Genomic DNA, 17,214 nt, shown 5'->3' on the forward strand with positions numbered 1-17,214 from the left:
AAATTCACCTTGGTCGTGTCCCCTGGCAGGATTGACCCGCGCGAAGGCGGATCACGTTGCAGGGGCATTGACACGTCGACGAAAGCCGTGGCGATGGTCTGCACGGCCGCTGCTCGTCCTGGAGCGCAACGGCGCAGGCGTGGTACGTCCGCCCAGGTGTTCGCGCTGGGAACGGCGATCGCGGTGGGGTCGGTGCCCGGCTCCTCGCTGTTCTGGAGGGGCTCATCGTTTCGTTTCGTACCGTGTCAGCACTACGCCGCCGGGAAACGTCCGTGTCTCCACCAGGTTGAGGGTCACCCAGTTGTCCAGCGCCGTGAAGAACGGGGTGCCGCCGCCGATCAGGACCGGGTAGGTGACCAGCACGTACTCGTCGATCAGGCCTGCCCGCATGGCCGCTCCGGCCAGCGTGGCGCCGGCGATGTCCATCGGGCCGCCGTCCTCGGCCTTGAGCCTGGTGATCTCCTCGACCGCGTCGCCGGTGTACAGGCGGGTGTTCCAGTCGACCTTGGTGACCGTCGAGGAGAACACCACTTTGGGCATGTCCCGCCAGCGGCGCGCGTACTCGACTTCCGCCGGGGTGGCGCCGGGCTGCTGGTCGGCGGTCGGCCAGTGGGAGCTCATCGTCTCCCACAGCTTGCGGCCGTACAGCGCCAGGTCGCAGCCCGCTACCTGGTCGGACCACCACTGGAACACCTCGTCGCTGGGCACGCCCCAGCCGAGGTCGTCGCCGGTCGCGGCGGTGTAGCCGTCCAGGGACACATTCATGCCGAACATCAGTTTCCGCATCGTGCCAGCCTCCCGTGAGTCGATCTCATCCGTACTGACCGACACGGCACGAAGAACTCATCGGGTGGACTCATCCGCGTTCGATCTAGGAATGCGCCGGCTGAGCGAGCTCCCGGACCGGCAGGCTCCGGCACTTGCGCGCACCCCGCGCAGGCGGTGCGGAAGACCCTGCTCACCCTCCCGACAGGTTCGGATCGCTTCGCTGCGGTGCGCGACGGTGCTGATGACCGCGCGGCACATCCGTAGCCCGGACGGCCTGGTCGAGCGTTGCCCACGATGGTGAGCGTCTGCTTTGAGGCGGAGTGGGACGACCGCAAGTCGCCCGGTGTGCCGGTAGACGGGAAGTTGTTGGCGTTCACTACATCCGTCGGTGATGTGGGGCGGACAGGGCCGGTATGGCGATGCCGGTTCGCCGCGTTGACCCGTCGGGATTATTGGTCTGGACCAGTTGGACTACTGTGCCCTGTCACGGAAAGGCGCTGGTCATCGCGTTGCGTGGCGGGCGGTCGCTGTACGAAACGGTGCTCCGCCAATGGTGTTGTTCGTCTTGTTCCACCAGGATCTTGTCGGCTAACGTTCGGTTTGTCGCTGGCGGGGAAGGCATTTCCGTCCTCACCTCGACCCAGCCGGATGCTTTCTCGTCGTGTCACGCGATCTCCGTATGCCTGTCCATAGTGGACCTCGCACAGAAAGTAGGATCGATGCTGAGACGTGCACTGACCCTCGCCGCCAGCACCGTCATCGGTGGCGCCCTCGCACTGGTCACCGCCGCGCCAGCGAACGCCGTCGAGGTGGACGTGACCTTCAGCCCGTTGTCGATCGGCGACTACTGCCACGCCAGCGTCAACTCGAACGCGTGGATCGGCTTCTACGAGAGCAGCGGGTTACGTTGCTACGGCAGCAGCCCCAGTGGCGCCGGCGGCCCCCAGTTCCTCGGATACGGCAGCCCCTACCTGGCCTGCAAGTACCTCACCCCCGACGTGGTCATGAGCGCTTCGCGGGGCACGGGCGACTCGCTCGTCTGCCGAGTCATCCGGTGACACCACACTGACACCACGGCCGCGGCAGGACAACACCCCTGCCGCGGCTGCACGTCCACTGTGGATGGGCGGCGCGATCTTCCACGTGGGCATCGGACTAGAGTTGACGTCATGGTGCTCGCACGCGTGGAACTGGACACCGGCCGGGAAGTCAGGCTGGAGCGGATATACGTGGAAGCGACCTACTACGGGTTCCTGGAAGGCGGCTCCTTTGCGTCCCCGCCGATCAACTCCGATCCGGAGATGGATGTGTCCGTCCTCGTCGTGGGGTGGTTCCAGGACGACCCCAGCGTCCGCGATGCCCCAGCCGAACTCCGCGCCATCCCCTGGGACGAACTCGCCCACGAAGGCCCCCACTGACACCATGTCCGAACTCGACGGTGAGGTTCCTCGCCTGCCGGCCACCATCCGCACCGATGTGCAAATCCTATGGGATTACCACAAGATGGGCCACGAACTCCGGCGCGTGGATGTCGGTGTGGGTCTGGGCAGTCATGATCTCGGGGTGGCTACGCACGCGGCTCAGTTGTACCACCAAGGGTTGTTCCCGCATGTGGTGTTCACCGGCGCGAACGCACCCACCACGCTCCAACGGTTTCCGCGCGGCGAGGCCGTGCACTACCGCGAGCACGCCATCTCCCTCGGCGTGCCCGCGGAGGCGATCAGCATCGAGACAACCGCCACCAACACCGGCGAAAACCTCACCCGCACCCGCGAACTCCTGCACCGCAACGGAATCCACCCCGCGTCGATCATCCTGATCTCGCGGCCGTACCAACAACGCCGTGCCTACGCCACCTGCCGCAAGGTGTGGCCGGAGGTCGACGTCCTCTGCTCCTCGCAGTCGTTGCCGCTGGACGAGTACATCGCCGGTATCGGTGATGTCGGTCGTGTGATCACCATGCTCGTCGGCGACACCCAACGCATCACCGAATACGCCCGCCGCGGTTTCGCCATCCCGCAACACATGCCCGCGGCTGTGCGCGCCGCTTTCCAACGGCTCGTGGATGCCGGGTACACCTCACGGTTGGTCTAGCATTTCGTTGGCGTACAGGGCATACACAGCGGCGACCCGGAACAGCTCCCGCTCGTCGACGTACTCGTGAGGGCCGTGGGAGACGTCCAGGCGGCCGGCGCCGAAGGCGAACGCGGGGATGCCGAGCTGGTCGTACCACCGGTTCTCCAGGATCCCGCCGCACATCTCGAAAGCGGCCGGCTCACCGCGGACTTCCTCGGCGCAGCGCGCCAACGCGGCTCCGGCCGGGTGGTCAGCAGGGGTTCCGGCGGGTGGCTGGAACTGGGTGATGTCGATGGTGACCTTCGCGTCCACTTCGGCCGCCGCCTCGCGGATGATCGTGGTCATCCGCGCCAGCTCGGCGTCCAGGTCCTCCTCGGGGTTGAACCGGCTGTCGACGGTGAACCACGCGTCGGCGGGCACGACGTTGAAGTTCGACCCGCCACCGGACAACCCACCGACCACGACCATCGACCCGGTCGGGTCGGCGGGGTTCATCGGGTAGCCGGTGGGCCGGCCGGCCATCTCCTCGGCGTAGGCCAGCAACGGCCGGGCCACGTACACCATGTGCGCGAACGTGTTGATACCGAACGTGGCCTGCCCGACGTGCGCTTCCCGCCCTTCGAAGCCGACTTTGAGGCTGATGGCGCCCCGCGCGGCGTTCCAGATGCTGCTGCCGCTGGGCTCGCCGGTCACCATCGCCACCGCCGACGGGTCGATCAACCCGTGCTCCCGCAGATACCCGGCACCCACCACACTGCCGGTCTCCTCGTCCGGCACGAGGTGGATCACGATCCGCCCGTCACCAAGCAGCCCCAGCTCCTTGGCAGCGGCCGCACCGTAGACCATGCTGACGATGCCGCCCTTCATGTCGGCTGTCCCGCGCCCGATCAACCGGCCGCCCTCACGCCGCATGGCGAACTGCGCGCGGTCCTGAACCGGCACCACGTCGTAGTGACCGTGGAAGTAGAGCAGCTTCGCCCCCGCCCCAGTGCTGCCGCGCACGATGTGCGGGTCCTCCAGCGTGTGCGGACCGGTGATCTCGATCAGCTCGGGTTCCAACCCGAGCCGCTGCAGCTGATCGGCCAGCACCCGCGCGCATCGGCCAAGCCCTGTCCCGGGCGGGTTCTCGGTGGGTTCAGCCACCAGACGGCCGAGGAAGTCGACCATCTCCCCCGCCCGCGGCTCCAGCCACCCAGCGACCATTTCGGACCGAGCGCTCATCCGCGTCCCTCCCCTCGAAGCCGGACCTGAGACCCGTCCGCTGCCAGCAACCTTAGTTCAGCCGGCGCCTTGTCCGACTGCCGTTTCTCGCGTCGACCCGGCGTCACCAGCGATGCCCGGGAGTCACCTTGACCGTCTTCATCGCGAACTGGGACGCGGTCCGGGCGACGCCGGGCATGCGGGTCAGTTCGGCCATGTAGAACTGTTCGTACGCCTCGATGTCCGGGACAGCCACCTGAATCAGGTAGTCCGGGCTGCCGAACATCCGGCGGCACGAGACGATCTCGTCCAGGCCGAGGCAGGCGGCCTCGAACGCCTCGATGGTCTCCGCGCGCTGGTCGGCCATGTCGACGTGGACGAGGACGACCAGGCCGCGGCCGAGCGCATGCGGGTCGACGGCGGCGTGGTAGCCGGTGATCACCCCGGCCGCCTCCAGCGCGCGGACGCGGCGCAGGCACGGGGACGGCGAGAGTCCCACCCGGTCGGCGAGCTCGTTGTTCGGTAGCCGACCGTCGGCCATCAACTGCGCAATGATTGCTCGATCGATGGCATCCATGGCACCTGATGCTAATACTGACGGTTGCGAGCGCAATATTCGCCATCGGCTGCGTCGCCGCTCCGGCTAGTGTCAGTCCACATGAGAACGTCACCGGAGGACAACGTCCTCGCAGGCACAGGAGATCTCGTCCTCGACCCTGCGGCGCGAGTCAGGGCGAACGAGCTGCTGGCGCGGTTCACCGATGCCTACGAGGAAGCGCTCCCCCGGCTGCCGATCGTGCCCGGCCTCGACCGCGCCACGCTGGCCGGGTTGCTCACCGAGCCGTTCCCGGACTCGGGCGTGGGTGTGGAGGGGTTCTTCGCCGACCTCGAGCACCGCATCCTGCCCAACTCGACGGCTGTCGCCCATCCCCGCTTCCTCGCGTACGTGCAGGGCCCGCCCAACGGCATCGGCCCGTACGCGGAAGCCGTTGCCGCTGTGCTGAACCAGAACTGCAACTTCTGGCAGCTCTCACCGGCGGCGAGCGTCATCGAAACGCTCGGTCCTCGCATGGCTCGCCGGGCTGTTCGACCTCGGTGAGGCGTCGGGCGGGATCCTGACCACCGGCGGATCGGCCGCCACGCGGGAGGCGATCACCACCGCGCTGACCGACCGCAGGCCGGCCTTCCGGGACCAGGGGTTGCAGTCCGGTGGGCCGCCGCTGGTGCTGTACACCTCCGCGGAGGCGCACCGGAGTGTGGACAAGGCGGCCGCGAACCTCGGGATCGGGCTGGCCAACGTCCGGCACATTCCCGTCGACGAGGCCTTCCGGATGCGCACGGACGTTCTCTCAGCGGCGATCACGGCCGACCGGGACGCCGGTCTGGAGCCGTTCTGCGTTGTGGCGACAGCGGGAACGACCACCAGCGGGTCGATCGACCCGGTCGACGCGATCGCCGATGTCTGTGCGCGGGAAGGGCTTTGGCTGCACGTCGACGGCGCGTACGGGGCGCTGTTCGTGCTGGCCGAGTCGGCCCGGGCGGCGTTCGCACCGCTCGTACTGGCCGACTCCATCGCGCTCGATCCGCACAAGATGCTGTTCGCCCCAGTCGAGGCAGGGGCGCTGCTGGTCAAGGACAAAGCCAAACTGCGTGCCGCGTTCGCCTTCCCCGCGTCCTATCTGACGGTGGCCGAAGACGACCTGATGGTCGACTTCATGGACTACGGGCCCCAGCTTTCCCGCGGCTTCAAGGCATTGAAGGTCTGGGCCGCGCTGCGGACGTTCGGCGTGGACGCGTTCCGGGGGACAGCCCAGCGATGTCTCGACCTGGCCGCCCACCTGGCCACCCGGATCGACGCGGAACCGGGACTGGAGCTGATGAACCCGGTCACCCTGACCGCGGTGTGCGTGCGGGTGCGGGGCCGGACGGATGCCGAGCACCGGGAGTTGCTCGCCCGCCTCAACGCGGATGGCACAGCTCTACTCGGCCCGGCGGTCCTGCACGGCCGAGCGGGCATCCGGGCCTGCATCGCCAACCATCGCACGACCCTCGCGGACATCGACCTGCTCGCCGACCGGCTGTCCGGGTTCGCGAACTCATGACAGCGCCGGGTTGACCTCCACGAAGAGACCTCGAACAGTCCCGGATAGGCCTTGACGCCGCAGTGAAACTGTTGATCAGGGTGACAGGCATTGGTGTCCTTTCCTCAGGGCACGGTGATGATGATGCGGCCGCGGACGTGGCCGGTCTCGCCGGCGGCTTGCGCGGCTCCGGCTTGGGCGAGCGGAAAGCTTTGTGTCACGGGCAAAGTGAGCCGACCGGCCGCGGCCAGGCGGGCGCCTTCGTTGAGTGCCTTGGTCTTGTCCTGGCCGAAACCGGTGGACACCCGGGCGCCGTACTCCGGGGCGCTGAAGTCGGCGATGGAGACGACCTGGGCGGGATCGCCGGTCAGCTGGATGAGTTCGGAGATGACACCCGAACCGGCAATGTCCACGGCCACGCCGATGACGGTGGCGCCTCGCGCAACGGCGAACTGGACGGCGGCCGACCCGACACCACCGCTGGCGCCATTGACCAGTACAGTGTGTCCACTTCGGACACCGAGGTGAGTTGACAAACCAGGATTCGATCATCGAAGGAGAACGTCCAACACCACATCACAAAAGGTGATCTCAACAAAGGCAAGTGCTCGAAGTGGGTGAGTACCAATGCGGCTTTCGTGGTCCGGTGATCTGGATGCGCCTGGCGTTGGTGATGCCGTGAATTGGGTGGCATGGCGGGCAACGGACGTGACATCGTCGGCCTCATGTCTGTGGAACTGATCCGCGCCAGCCGCCTGACCGATGCCGTCCCGTATGCCTACGCCTCAGTGGTTCCCGCCGGTGCCCGGCTTGTGCACACCGCCGGCGCGTGTCCGATCGACGAGCACGACCAGGTCGTGGCTCCCGGTGACATCGCCGGGCAGGCCCAGCAGGTCATGGACAATCTCGAGGTGGCGCTGCAGGCGGCAGGGGCCGGGCTGACAGACGTCGTGCGCACGACCGTGTACGTCGCGAGCACCGACCGGGCGGACCTCGCCGCAGCCTGGAACGTAGTGCGTGCCCGGTTCGGCGACCACGACGCGCCGAGCACCTTGCTCGGCGTCACAGTGCTCGGCTACACGGGCCAGCTTGTCGAGGTCGACGCCGTTGCCGTGACGAGGTGATCTCACCGAGGCAGATATCCGTCCGATATGGACGATCTACCAGTGTCCTCGAAGGGATCTGATCGCTCGGCACACCCCTGCCCTGGTCCTGACATTGTGTCAACCTGACGACAGCCTCATGAAATGTTCCGCCAGTACGGTCGATCTTGACATGGTGATGATCTGCCCTGGGGAGATTCATGAACAAGCTGAAATCGGTCTTGCTCGCCTTCTGTGTGGTGGTCACGGGTCTCTTGCTGCCGACTAACGCCGCCATGGCGGATACGCCGGGCCGGCTGGTGTCGTCGGAGCCGTTGCCGGCCAACTTGTGGCTGCCGAACACCGGTAAGGCCTACCGGGTGAGCTACACCTCCTATGACGTCCGAGGCCTTCCCACGCTGGTCACCGGGGCCGTGTTCCTGCCGAAGGGTTTGACGCCCTACAAGGGGTTCCCGGTGGTGGCATGGGCGCATGGAACCGTTGGCATCGCGGACAACTGTGCTCCGTCGACGAACGGCCGTTCACAGCGGGACATCGACTACCTGAAGGCCTGGCTCGCGGCGGGCTACGCGGTCGCCGCCACGGACTACGAGGGCCTGGGAACTCCGACGCAGCACCCCTATGAGAACGGGCGGTCCGAAGCACGCAGTGTGATCGACCTCGTGCGGGCCCTTCCGGCGGTGGACTGGCGGCTGGGCAAGCGCTGGCTCGCGGTGGGTCAGTCCCAGGGCGCCCAGGCGACGATGTTCACCGGGTCGCTGGTCAAGTCCTACGCTCCGGAGCTGGACTTCCGCGGCACGATCGCCACCGGCATGCCCTCGCAGTGGCGCACCCTGGCAGAGGTCGCACACGTCTACGACCCGGCCGCGCCGCCCATCCCCGAGGTGCTGCTGATCATCTCCGGACTCGCGGTCGCGCATCCGACTCAGGTGCACCCCGCCGACCTGCTGACACCGCTGGGTCAGGACCTGTACACCAAGTCGCGGGAGGGGTACTGCTACGACGATCTCGCCGCCCAGTTCGCCGGCAAGACCAACGGGGACATCTTCGCCATCGACACCACCGAACGCGCACTCGTGCAGAACCTGGTCGACCAGGACGCGGAGATCCCGGTGAAGGAGTACGCGGGACCGGTGTTCATCGCTCAGGGCACAGCCGACACCGTGGTCTACCCGCCGGCGTCGCAGACCACCGCCGACAACCTCAAGGCCGCGGGCAACGACGTGACCCTGAAGTTCTACCCGGGCGCGGATCACGACACGACCCTTCAGGCGGCTCTGCCCGACCTGCTGGCGTTCGCGTCCGCCCACATGGCCGCCTAGGACACGGTTGTCCTGGCCGCTCGATGTCAGCGGAGGACCAGCCTGCTGACCTGTGATCCGTTACGTAGGTCCGGACCGCGAACGACCCCGGTCCGGACCTACGGCATTCAATGGGCGGGGTCCTCCTGCCGGGACGGCGATCACCACACTGTGGGACTCGTTGACACTTCTACCGCCGGTTTCTACGTTCATGCTGTCCCCATCCGGCAACGCCAGACGTTGGAGCAGCTGATGAGCGCCAGTCAGTGGACGGCTGCGGCCCGCGGGCGCAGCCGGTTCAGGCTGCGTCGCCGCCGCCACGTCGACCTCCTCCTGGTGTCCAGCGCGTTGTGTAGCCGCTGACCCTGACCGTCCACTGAGGACCAGCACCCCGGGCCGTTGCGATCCGGGTCCCCCTTCTTGCCGCCCGAAGTCTGGAACAGACGTGTCTTCTCCCGCGCATACCCATGTCTCCGCGCCCGACGCGGCGACCACGCCGGTGGCTGGTCTCACCGCCCGGCGCGTCATTCCCTTACGCCATCCCGGCCGGTGGCTCGCCACCGTCGTGGTGCTGGTCGTGCTCGCGCAGGTGGTGCACGGGCTGGTCACCAACCGGTTCTACCAGTGGGACCGGTTCGCTTACTGGTTCTTCGAACCGGTTGTGCTGGACGGTCTGCTGATCACTTTGTACGTCACGGCGATCAGCGCGGTTCTCGCGTTGATCGGCGGTACGGTCCTGGCTTTGGCCCGGCATTCGCGCAGTCCTGTGCCGCGGGCGGTGAGCTGGACGTACATCTGGCTGTTCCGGTCGGTGCCGCTGGTCGTGGTTCTGTTGTTCCTGTACAACTTCAGCGCGCTGTACCAGTCGCTCAGCCTGGGCGTCCCCTTTGGACCGTCGTTCATCACGTTCGGCGTCACGGCACTGGCGACCGAGACCGTCATCGCGGTCATCGGGCTCACCTTGCACGAGTCGGCGTATGCCGCGGAGATCGTGCGTGCCGGGATCCTCTCGGTCGACCAGGGGCAGCACGAAGCCGCTGCCTCCCTTGGCATTCCGCGCTACCGGCAGTTCCGGCGGATCGTGCTGCCGCAGGCGCTGCGGTCGATCGTGCCCAACTACGTCAACCTCGTGATCGGTTTGGTCAAGAGCACGTCGTTGGTGTTCTACGTGTCACTGCTGGATCTGTTCGGCACGGTGCAGAGCCTCGGCAGCACCTACCCGGGTGACATCATCCCGCTGCTGCTGGTGGCGACGGTGTGGTACGTGATCCTCACCAGCGTCATCTCGGTGGTGCAGTACTACGTCGAGCGGCGGTTCGCTCAAGGCGCGACGCGAAACCCGCCACCGACCCCGTTCCAGCGGCTGCGCGGACTGGCGGTGCGGCGATGACCATCGAGCACGACACCCGCCCGGCCGCGGTGGAAGTCCGCGAGGCGGTCAAATCCTTTGGCGCGCTGACGGTTCTGGACGGGGTCGACCTGATCGTGGCGCCCGGTAAGGTGACCGTGATCATCGGGCCGTCCGGGTCAGGCAAGTCGACGCTGCTGCGCGCGATCAACCACCTGGAGAAGCTCGACCAGGGGTACGTGAGCATCAACGGCGAACCGATCGGTGTGCGCCGCCACGGCGACCGGCTCAAGGAGCTGCCCGAGCGGCGCATTCTGGAGCAGCGCAAGCGGATCGGCTTCGTGTTCCAGAACTTCAACCTGTTCCCGCACCTGACCGCGGTGCAGAACGTGGCCGAGGCGCCGATCGCCACCGGTGCCGCGTCCAGGGCCGAAGCCCTTGCCCAGGCACGGGATCTGCTCGCCGGTGTCGGTCTCGCGGGCAAGGAGCACGCCTATCCCAGGCACCTGTCCGGCGGGCAACAACAGCGCGTAGCGATCGCCCGTGCGATCGCGCAACGCCCCGGCGTGATCCTCTTCGACGAGCCGACTTCGGCCCTGGATCCGGAGCTGGTCGGCGAGGTGCTCTCCGCGATCAAGGACCTGGCCAGCACCGGCACGACCCTGGTCATCGTCACGCACGAGATCGCGTTCGCCCGTGAGGTGGCCGACGAGGTGGTGTTCCTCGACGGCGGCCGGATCGTCGAACAGGGCCCGCCGCACCAGGTGCTGGACCAGCCCCAGCACCCCCGCACCCGCGAGTTCCTCAGCAAGGTCCTTTGAACAGCAGGAGAAAAGATGTCCAGACCCCTCGCCCTCCCGGTGCTCGCCTGGGTTCTCGTGGGTGCGCTCGCCGCGTGCGGCAGCCAGGGCGCCGCTGCCTCGTCCAACGCCGGCACCACCATCACCGTGGGCGCGTTGTCCAACGGCGCGGCCACGGAGACCCCGATCACCGTGAAGGCGGTCGAGGAGATCCGTGCCAAGCTGCCACAACGGATCCGCGACAGCGGCACCTTGAACGTCGGGGTCGGTGCCCTGCCGGCCGGCAGCCCGCCGTTGCAGTTCATCGGGACCGACCACAAGACCCTCACCGGTTCGGAGACCGACCTGGCGCGGCTGGTCGCCGGGGTGTTCGGGCTCAAGGCGGAGTTCCAGAACGCCACCTAGGAGAACATGTTCGTCGGCATCGACAGCGGCCGGACCGACGTCGCCTTCGCCAACATCACCGACACGGAGAAACGCAAGGAGAAGTACGAGTTCGCCAGCTACCGCCAGGACAACCTCGCCTTCGAGGCGCGGGCGAGCGACCCGTGGGAGTTCAAGGGCGACTACCGCACCCTGGCGGGCAAGCGAATCTCGGTGGGCAAGGGCACCAACCAGGAGAAGATCCTCCTGGAGTGGCAGGCGAAACTCCGCACTGAGGGCAAGGACTTCACCGTGTCCTACTACCCGGACATCAACGCCGCCCAGCTCGCCATCACCTCGGGCCAGATCGACGCCTACCTCGGCCCCAGCCCCGGCGTGCTGTACCAGATCAACCAGAGCAAAACCTCGCCCAGCCCGAAGAAACTCGCCGGGACCCACTCCGGCGCCGGCGAGACTTCGCAGGGCCTGATCGCGGCCACGGCCAAGAAGGACAGTGGTCTGGCGCAACCGCTCGCCGCCGCGATCAACCACCTGATCGACACCGGCCAGTACAAACAGTGGCTCGACGCATGGCACCTCGCCAGCGAGGCCGTGCCGCGATCCGAGATCAACCCACCCGGTCTGCCGCTGACCAACACCTGAGGACCGCCGCCGGAAATCGCGCTGTGCCCAAGGCGCATGGGCACCGCGCGACCGGCGTTGCACGAGGAAGCCGTGGCGATCCGGCTGGCCGTTCCCTGACGGGACGGGCTGATCGGGCAGCCCGATCGGGCATCGTGGCTGCCCCTGGGGCTGGGGGGAACAGCAATGGCCCGATCCGCCCCACCGACGTACACACGAGGTGTGCGCAACCGTGAGCTGGAGCAGGCCGAACCCGACCGCAGCCGGGTGGCGGCGGCCCAGGTCCGCGATGCCCCTTCGGTGACGCACCGGGTGACGCGCGATCCGGCCGTCGCCGGGCCCGCGATGGTGTCCGCGCTGGCTGGGGTCGCCGGGAATGCCCACCGGAGTGTCCAAAGACGACTGGAACTGGCAGGTCTTCAAGGCCATCCAACGGCTGGAGGGGCAGGCGGGACGGCTCACCACGTTCGACAAGACGCTCACCATCGGCGCCGGGTTCTCCTCGGCGGGTGGTGCGGCGCAGCGGATTCTCGGCCGCGTGTGCAGTGTGCTGCCCGAGGTCGCGCAGGCGGCGTTCGAGGCGGGCCTGGCGGTGGACGGCAAGGGCGCGATGTCGGTGGCCGACCCGAACCGGAAATGGATCCTGGACGGTGAGGATGCCGCCGCGTACGTGCAGACATCGCCCGAACTGTTGTCGTTCATCGTCGACATCAGCCAAGGCACCCAACCGACCGGTCCGGGCGGACCTCGCGACCATGGTCGCCACGATCTTCGCCACGGCCGGGGATGCCTGGGGCAAGTCGATCTGCACCCAGCAGTTCGCCCGGTTCCAGCCGAAGTGATCAGGTCACTGCCGAGTCGTAGGCCGTCCTGGCCGACTCCACCTCGTCGATGTGCGCCTCCGCCCAGCCCTTGATCTCACGCATGACCGGCAGCAGCGTCGCGCCGAGCGGGGTCAGGGCGTAGTCGACGCGGACCGGCACCGACGGGGTGACCGTGCGCGAGACGAGGCCGTCGCGTTCGAGGGACCGCAGGGTCTGGGTGAGCATCTTCTGGCTGATCGACGCCACGATCCGGGCCAGGTCGTTGTACCTGCGCGGCCCGTCGGCCAGGGCGACCAGCAGCAGGCTGACCCACTTGTCGCTGATCCGGGCGAGCAGGCGGTGGGTGGGACACGCGGCGATGTAGGCGTCGTACTCCACGCGGGCCTCTTCCCGCTGCTCGGCCGCGGTTTTGGTCGGCATCGCGCACCTCCCGGGTGGTAACGCACTTCCAGGTGCCTGCTTACCAATGGAGAGTACCGCTCCTACGGTTGGTGGCATGCGAGCAGTGATCATCAACTCCTTCGGCGGCCCGGAAGTGGTGGAAGTGGCCGACGTGCCGGTACCGCGGACCGGGCCCGGGCAGGTGCGGATCCGGGTCGCGGCGGCCGGAGTGAACCCGGTGGACCTCGGTACCCGGGCGGGGGCGTTGGCGGCGGGCGGTCTCATGGCCGGCGAGGGGCGAGTCGGCCTCGGTTGGGACGTGGCCGGAGTGGTCGAGGAAAGTCGTGCGGACGGGTTCGCCAGCGGCGACCGGGTTGCCGGGTTGTGCGACCGCCTGGACCTGCCGACCAAGGCGCAGGCCGACTACGTGGTGCTGGATTCCGCAGCGGTGGCGAAAACGGACCTCGACCCGGTCGCGGCGGCGTCGTTGCCGCTCAACGTGACGACCGCGGCTCAGGCGCTCGACCTGCTGGCGCTCACCGCCGGGCAGACCCTCCTGGTCACCGGTGCCGCGGGCGCGCTCGGCGGGTTCGCGGTGGAGCTTGCGGCGGCGCGTGGACTGCGGGTGGTGGCCGTTGCGGGGCAGGACGACGAGACGGTGGTGCGGGGATTCGGGGCGGACTGGTTCGTGCCGAGGACAGTGCCGTTGGCGGAGTCGGTCCGGGCCGTGGTCCCCGGTGGAGTGGACGGCGCGCTGGATGCGGCCGTGCTGGGGATACCGGCGCTGGCGGCCGTCCGCGGTGGCGGTGCCTTCGTCGCGGTCCGCGGCGGCGTGCAACCCCTGCCACTGCGGGGAACCAGAGTCCAGACCGTGTGGGCGCGGGCCGATGGTGCCCAGTTGGCTGGTTTGCTGCCCAAGGTGACACCGCGGGTCGCGGACACCCTGCCGCTCACCGAGGTCGCCGAGGCGCATCGGCGACTCGCCAAAGGCGGGTTGCGTGGGCGGCTGGTGCTCGTGCCATAGCCTCCGGAAAGTGCCGCCGGTCACCAACTCCGGCGGCACTTCGCGGCCGTTCGGTCAGCTGAGGTGGTGAACCTCCTGCAGGCCGTAGACCGGGGCCGGGATGCCTTCGTAGCGCGCTTTCAGTTGCAGCGCGAGGAAAAGCGAGTAGTAGCGGGACTGGTGCAGGTTGCCGCCGTGGAACCACAGGCCGGGTTGCCGGGTCGGCTTCCACATGTTGCGCTCCTCCCCCTCCCACGGGCCGGGATCCTTCGTCGTGCCGGAGCCGAGACCCCAGCACTTGCCCACCCGGTCGGCCATCTCCTGGCCCGCGAGATCGGCCACCCAGCCGTTCATCGAGCCGTATCCGGTGGCGTACACAACGAGATCCGCGTCCAGCTCGGTGCCATCGGCGAGCACGACCGAGTCACGGGTCAGCCGGTCGACCTGGCCGCGGACGAGCTTGATCTTGCCGTCGGCCACCAGCTCGGAGGCGCCCACGTCGATGTAGTAGCCGGAACCGCGGCGCAGGTACTTCATGAACAGGCCGGAGTCGTCGTCGCCCCAGTCGAGGTCGAAGCCCGCTTGCTCCAGCCGGGCGTAGAAGTCGGCGTCGCGCTCCTTGATCGCCTGGTACACCGGGATCTGCAGCTGCGGCAGGATCCGGTACGGCAAGGAGGCGAAGATGGTGTCCGCGCGGTCGGTGGTGACGCCCGCGGCGACGGCCTTCTCCGAGTAGAGGTCGCCCAAAGCGATGTCCATCAACGAGTCCGAGCGCACGATGTGCGTCGACGAGCGCTGCACCATGGTCACGTCCGCGCCGTGCTCCCACAGCGCCGCGCAGATGTCGTGCGCCGAGTTGTTGGAGCCGATCACCACAGCCTTGCGGCCCGCGTAGCCTTCCGGGCCCGGGTGCTGCGAGGAGTGGTGCTGGTCGCCCTGGAACAGTTCGGCGCCGGGGAACGACGGCACGTTCGGCTTACCGGACATGCCGGTGGCGAACACGAGCTGCTTCGGTTGCAGTACGACAGTTTCGCCATCACGGTCCACAGTGACCGTCCACTGTGTACCATCGTAGGCCGCGGACTTGACCTCGGCGCGGGTCCAGTACGGCACCTCCATCACCCGCGTGTACATCTCCAGCCAGTCCGCGATCTTGTCCTTGGGCGCGAACACCGGCCAGTTCTCCGGGAACGGCAGGTACGGCAGGTGGTCGTACCAGACCGGGTCGTGCAGGCACAGGCTGCGGTACCGCTTGCGCCACGAGTCGCCAGGCCGGTCGTTGCGCTCCAGCACCAGCGCGGGCACGCCGAGCTGCCGCAGCCGCGCACCCAGCGCGATGCCGCCCTGCCCACCGCCGATCACCACGACGTAGGGCTGTTGCCCGTAGCCGAGTTCGGCCTGTTCCCGCTCACGTTCCTGTGCCCAGGACAGGCGATCCTCGACCGCGCCGTGCCGCACGCCCTTCGGCCGCCGTTGCCTGCATGGCTCCTCGAACCCCTTCAGCTCGTGCAGGCTGGTCAGCAACGTCCACGCGCCCTCGTCGTTGAGCCGCAGGTGGCCACGGCAGCGGCCGGTCGCGGTCTCGAACTCGATCCACGCCTCGACGACCCCGTCCCCCTCGGCCGGCGGCTCCGTGGTGTGGAACCCGCTCGGGTCGGCGCCGTCCAGGCACGCGCTGAGCAGGTCCGCGACCCCCGCACGGCCCTCGACGGTCTTGATGTTCCAGGTGAACGCCACCAGATCACGCCAGTAGCTGTCGGTCGCGAACAGCCCGGCGGCGGCGTCGATGTCGCGCGCCTTGAGGGCCGCCTCGAATGCTTGGAGCCAGGCGTCGACGCGGGCCTGCGGCGACCCGGCGGGCGCCGTGCGATCGATCGTCTGTGTCATCGCCACTCCTCGTCGCTCGGTACAACGCCGATCACAGCTCCGAACGGGTAGGGGTGGCAACGGTTGCACGGGATTGCACAGCCTGGCCGCGCTGCTCAGATGCCGAACGGGCCCATCGTGCCGCCGTCCACCCAGTGCCAGCTAGGACAAGCCCTCGCGCGGGTCTGTGACACCCGCTGAACGGCACCTATGCTCGAACGGTGAGCGTGCCGCGGGCAGTGCCGCCCGGTCAGCACCTGCCCACGTATGCCCGCGAGCTCGTCCGGATGCACGACGCGGTCATCGCGGGCAGCAGCTCCACATTGCGCCCACGCGCGGTCGTGTCCCGGTCCTGGAGCCGGGTTCTCGGCCTCGGGTTGAAGGCCGACGACGTCAACGCCCGGAACTGGTTGGGCGAGGCCGCGATCGCCCGCCGCCGGGAGGCGTCGCCGTTGCGCGAGGTGGTGCCGGACCTGGAGAACATCGTGGGTTCACTGGCCGACGCCTCCCAGTTGCTGCTCGTGGTGACCGACCGCGAGGGCGTGATCCTGTGGCGGTCGGGCACGCCCGCCGTCCGCCGCCGGGCCGATGCGCTCGGGTTCTTCGAGGGCGCCGACTGGACCGAACGCCGGGTCGGCACGAACTCCATCGGCACGGCCCTGGCCGAGGCCGCCCCGGTCGAGCTGCTGGCGGGTGAGCATTTCGAGCAGGGCCAGCACCCTTGGTACTGCACGGCGACTCCCGTGCACGACCCGCGCACCGGTGAGCTGCTCGGCGTGATCGACGTGAGCGGCCCGGCCCTGACCCTGCATCCGGCGATCGGCGCGTTGGTCGAAACCGGCCGCCTGCTTGCCGAATCCCGGTTGTGGCGGTACCACCAGGAACGGCTGGAGCGGCTGCGCACGGTCGGCGCACCGGTGTTGACCTCGGGCCCCGCGCTGGTGGTCGACGATCATGGCTGGGTGGCCGCGGCCCATGGCGTCGCGGTGGGTTCACGGATCGCCGTTCCCGTTGCCGGGCAACCCCTTGCGGTGCCAGGGCTGGGCGCGTGCGTGCCGGAGCGGCTGGCCGACGGCTGGTTGATCCGTCCGTCCTCTGCGGACCGGACGGTGACGCTGGTTCTCGACCTGACCGGCACACCGCAGGTGCGGTTGTCCGGTGGCGACGCCGATTGGCGGCGCACGGTCACCCGTCGGCACGCGGAGATCCTCGTGTTGCTGCACCGGGCCGGGCGGGATGGGTTGTCCGCGGAGGCGTTGAGCCGGGCGCTCTACTGGGACGCCGATCATGTCGTGACCGCGCGCGCCGAGGTGTCTCGGTTGCGGCGGCTGCTGGGGGCGTTGGTCGAGACGCGGCCGTACCGGTTGTCCGGTGACGTGCGGATGTCCGTGGTCAGCTGACGGCTTGACCTTGACGCAGGGTCAACCCTCCATCCTTCTGCCAGGAGTCGCGAGGCTC

19 protein-coding genes and 1 pseudogene are annotated in these 17,214 nt (G+C 68.3%); 14 read left to right on the forward strand and 6 right to left on the reverse strand.

Annotated elements, in window-relative coordinates:
- Positions 1-222: 222 nt before the first annotated feature.
- Positions 223-786: a dihydrofolate reductase family protein gene (locus tag AB0J95_RS22845; RefSeq protein WP_364761031.1), complete on the reverse strand. Its 564-nt coding sequence runs from the start codon at positions 784-786 to the stop codon at positions 223-225.
- Between the two features lie 701 nt (positions 787-1,487).
- On the opposite strand from AB0J95_RS22845, the gene AB0J95_RS22850 reads away from it, so the two are divergent.
- The 3 genes from AB0J95_RS22850 to AB0J95_RS22860 all read left to right on the forward strand — a co-directional run bounded on the left by AB0J95_RS22850 (position 1,488) and on the right by AB0J95_RS22860 (position 2,862).
- Positions 1,488-1,826, forward strand: a complete 339-nt coding sequence (locus tag AB0J95_RS22850; RefSeq protein ID WP_364761034.1) for a hypothetical protein — start codon at positions 1,488-1,490, stop codon at positions 1,824-1,826.
- 111 nt (positions 1,827-1,937) lie between these two features.
- Positions 1,938-2,186, forward strand: a complete 249-nt coding sequence (locus tag AB0J95_RS22855; RefSeq protein ID WP_364761037.1) for a hypothetical protein — start codon at positions 1,938-1,940, stop codon at positions 2,184-2,186.
- A gap of 4 nt (positions 2,187-2,190) precedes the next feature.
- Positions 2,191-2,862 (forward strand): YdcF family protein, encoded by a 672-nt coding sequence (locus AB0J95_RS22860; RefSeq protein WP_364761040.1) that lies wholly within the window; start codon positions 2,191-2,193, stop codon positions 2,860-2,862.
- Here AB0J95_RS22860 and AB0J95_RS22865 read toward each other — a convergent pair.
- A complete protein-coding gene (locus AB0J95_RS22865) occupies positions 2,848-4,065 on the reverse strand; it encodes a M20/M25/M40 family metallo-hydrolase (protein WP_364761043.1) in 1,218 nt (405 codons plus the stop codon). The genes AB0J95_RS22860 and AB0J95_RS22865 overlap by 15 nt on opposite strands.
- 103 nt (positions 4,066-4,168) lie before the next feature.
- Positions 4,169-4,621, reverse strand: coding sequence for an Lrp/AsnC family transcriptional regulator (locus AB0J95_RS22870; RefSeq protein ID WP_364761046.1), 453 nt, complete (start codon positions 4,619-4,621; stop codon positions 4,169-4,171).
- A gap of 81 nt (positions 4,622-4,702) precedes the next feature.
- On the opposite strand from AB0J95_RS22870, the gene AB0J95_RS22875 reads away from it, so the two are divergent.
- Entirely contained in the window at positions 4,703-5,143 is a 441-nt protein-coding gene (locus tag AB0J95_RS22875) for a hypothetical protein (RefSeq protein ID WP_364761049.1), read from the forward strand.
- 16 nt (positions 5,144-5,159) lie between these two features.
- Positions 5,160-6,146, forward strand: a complete 987-nt coding sequence (locus AB0J95_RS22880) for a pyridoxal-dependent decarboxylase (RefSeq protein WP_364761132.1) — start codon at positions 5,160-5,162, stop codon at positions 6,144-6,146.
- Positions 6,147-6,250: 104 nt separating this feature from the next.
- Here AB0J95_RS22880 and AB0J95_RS22885 read toward each other — a convergent pair.
- Positions 6,251-6,649 (reverse strand): annotated as a pseudogene (locus AB0J95_RS22885) (zinc-binding dehydrogenase); the annotation flags it as partial.
- A gap of 201 nt (positions 6,650-6,850) precedes the next feature.
- Between AB0J95_RS22885 and AB0J95_RS22890 the strand changes: the two are divergent.
- The 7 genes from AB0J95_RS22890 to AB0J95_RS22920 all read left to right on the forward strand — a co-directional run bounded on the left by AB0J95_RS22890 (position 6,851) and on the right by AB0J95_RS22920 (position 12,598).
- Positions 6,851-7,249: a RidA family protein gene (locus AB0J95_RS22890; protein WP_364761051.1), complete on the forward strand. Its 399-nt coding sequence runs from the start codon at positions 6,851-6,853 to the stop codon at positions 7,247-7,249.
- A 179-nt stretch (positions 7,250-7,428) separates the two neighbouring features.
- Entirely contained in the window at positions 7,429-8,550 is a 1,122-nt protein-coding gene (locus AB0J95_RS22895) for a lipase family protein (protein WP_364761054.1), read from the forward strand.
- Positions 8,551-8,974: 424 nt separating this feature from the next.
- Positions 8,975-9,919, forward strand: a complete 945-nt coding sequence (locus AB0J95_RS22900) for an amino acid ABC transporter permease (RefSeq protein WP_364761056.1) — start codon at positions 8,975-8,977, stop codon at positions 9,917-9,919.
- On the forward strand, positions 9,916-10,698 hold the full coding sequence (locus AB0J95_RS22905) for an amino acid ABC transporter ATP-binding protein (protein WP_364761058.1): 783 nt from the start codon (positions 9,916-9,918) through the stop codon (positions 10,696-10,698). The genes AB0J95_RS22900 and AB0J95_RS22905 overlap by 4 nt, the downstream gene beginning before the upstream one ends.
- 15 nt (positions 10,699-10,713) lie before the next feature.
- Positions 10,714-11,082 carry a hypothetical protein gene (locus tag AB0J95_RS22910; RefSeq protein WP_364761061.1) on the forward strand — a complete coding sequence of 123 codons (369 nt, stop codon included), beginning with the start codon at positions 10,714-10,716 and terminating at the stop codon, positions 11,080-11,082.
- 6 nt (positions 11,083-11,088) lie between these two features.
- Entirely contained in the window at positions 11,089-11,703 is a 615-nt protein-coding gene (locus tag AB0J95_RS22915) for a transporter substrate-binding domain-containing protein (RefSeq protein ID WP_364761064.1), read from the forward strand.
- Positions 11,704-12,058: 355 nt separating this feature from the next.
- Positions 12,059-12,598, forward strand: coding sequence for a hypothetical protein (locus AB0J95_RS22920; protein ID WP_364761067.1), 540 nt, complete (start codon positions 12,059-12,061; stop codon positions 12,596-12,598).
- Here the strand turns inward: AB0J95_RS22920 and AB0J95_RS22925 are convergent.
- Positions 12,525-12,926: a helix-turn-helix domain-containing protein gene (locus AB0J95_RS22925; protein ID WP_364761070.1), complete on the reverse strand. Its 402-nt coding sequence runs from the start codon at positions 12,924-12,926 to the stop codon at positions 12,525-12,527. The genes AB0J95_RS22920 and AB0J95_RS22925 overlap by 74 nt on opposite strands.
- Positions 12,927-13,002: 76 nt before the next feature.
- On the opposite strand from AB0J95_RS22925, the gene AB0J95_RS22930 reads away from it, so the two are divergent.
- A complete protein-coding gene (locus AB0J95_RS22930) occupies positions 13,003-13,911 on the forward strand; it encodes an NADP-dependent oxidoreductase (protein WP_364761073.1) in 909 nt (302 codons plus the stop codon).
- Between the two features lie 54 nt (positions 13,912-13,965).
- Here AB0J95_RS22930 and AB0J95_RS22935 read toward each other — a convergent pair whose 3' ends face one another.
- On the reverse strand, positions 13,966-15,777 hold the full coding sequence (locus AB0J95_RS22935; protein ID WP_364761076.1) for an NAD(P)/FAD-dependent oxidoreductase: 1,812 nt from the start codon (positions 15,775-15,777) through the stop codon (positions 13,966-13,968).
- A 200-nt stretch (positions 15,778-15,977) separates the two neighbouring features.
- On the opposite strand from AB0J95_RS22935, the gene AB0J95_RS22940 reads away from it, so the two are divergent.
- Complete coding sequence (locus tag AB0J95_RS22940; RefSeq protein ID WP_364761079.1) at positions 15,978-17,156, forward strand: transcriptional regulator; 1,179 nt, start codon at positions 15,978-15,980, stop codon at positions 17,154-17,156.
- Positions 17,157-17,214 lie beyond the last annotated feature (58 nt).

Source organism: Actinocrispum sp. NPDC049592, from assembly GCF_040675465.1.
In the GTDB taxonomy this organism is placed as follows: Bacteria; Actinomycetota; Actinomycetes; order Mycobacteriales; family Pseudonocardiaceae; genus Kibdelosporangium.

What these genes read in the sequence shown, in the direction of transcription:
- AB0J95_RS22890 (WP_364761051.1), top strand. Translation starts at nt 6,851, where the DNA reads ATGTCTGTGGAACTGATCCGCGCCAGCCGCCTGACCGATGCCGTCCCG.
- AB0J95_RS22920 (WP_364761067.1), top strand. Translation starts at nt 12,059, where the DNA reads ATGCCCACCGGAGTGTCCAAAGACGACTGGAACTGGCAGGTCTTCAAG.
- AB0J95_RS22860 (WP_364761040.1), top strand. Translation starts at nt 2,191, where the DNA reads ATGTCCGAACTCGACGGTGAGGTTCCTCGCCTGCCGGCCACCATCCGC.
- AB0J95_RS22915 (WP_364761064.1), top strand. Translation starts at nt 11,089, where the DNA reads ATGTTCGTCGGCATCGACAGCGGCCGGACCGACGTCGCCTTCGCCAAC.
- AB0J95_RS22925 (WP_364761070.1), bottom strand. Translation starts at nt 12,926, where the DNA reads ATGCCGACCAAAACCGCGGCCGAGCAGCGGGAAGAGGCCCGCGTGGAG.
- AB0J95_RS22850 (WP_364761034.1), top strand. Translation starts at nt 1,488, where the DNA reads ATGCTGAGACGTGCACTGACCCTCGCCGCCAGCACCGTCATCGGTGGC.
- AB0J95_RS22895 (WP_364761054.1), top strand. Translation starts at nt 7,429, where the DNA reads ATGAACAAGCTGAAATCGGTCTTGCTCGCCTTCTGTGTGGTGGTCACG.
- AB0J95_RS22865 (WP_364761043.1), bottom strand. Translation starts at nt 4,065, where the DNA reads ATGAGCGCTCGGTCCGAAATGGTCGCTGGGTGGCTGGAGCCGCGGGCG.
- AB0J95_RS22910 (WP_364761061.1), top strand. Translation starts at nt 10,714, where the DNA reads ATGTCCAGACCCCTCGCCCTCCCGGTGCTCGCCTGGGTTCTCGTGGGT.
- AB0J95_RS22905 (WP_364761058.1), top strand. Translation starts at nt 9,916, where the DNA reads ATGACCATCGAGCACGACACCCGCCCGGCCGCGGTGGAAGTCCGCGAG.
- AB0J95_RS22870 (WP_364761046.1), bottom strand. Translation starts at nt 4,621, where the DNA reads ATGGATGCCATCGATCGAGCAATCATTGCGCAGTTGATGGCCGACGGT.
- AB0J95_RS22935 (WP_364761076.1), bottom strand. Translation starts at nt 15,777, where the DNA reads ATGACACAGACGATCGATCGCACGGCGCCCGCCGGGTCGCCGCAGGCC.
- AB0J95_RS22930 (WP_364761073.1), top strand. Translation starts at nt 13,003, where the DNA reads ATGCGAGCAGTGATCATCAACTCCTTCGGCGGCCCGGAAGTGGTGGAA.
- AB0J95_RS22845 (WP_364761031.1), bottom strand. Translation starts at nt 786, where the DNA reads ATGCGGAAACTGATGTTCGGCATGAATGTGTCCCTGGACGGCTACACC.
- AB0J95_RS22855 (WP_364761037.1), top strand. Translation starts at nt 1,938, where the DNA reads ATGGTGCTCGCACGCGTGGAACTGGACACCGGCCGGGAAGTCAGGCTG.
- AB0J95_RS22875 (WP_364761049.1), top strand. Translation starts at nt 4,703, where the DNA reads ATGAGAACGTCACCGGAGGACAACGTCCTCGCAGGCACAGGAGATCTC.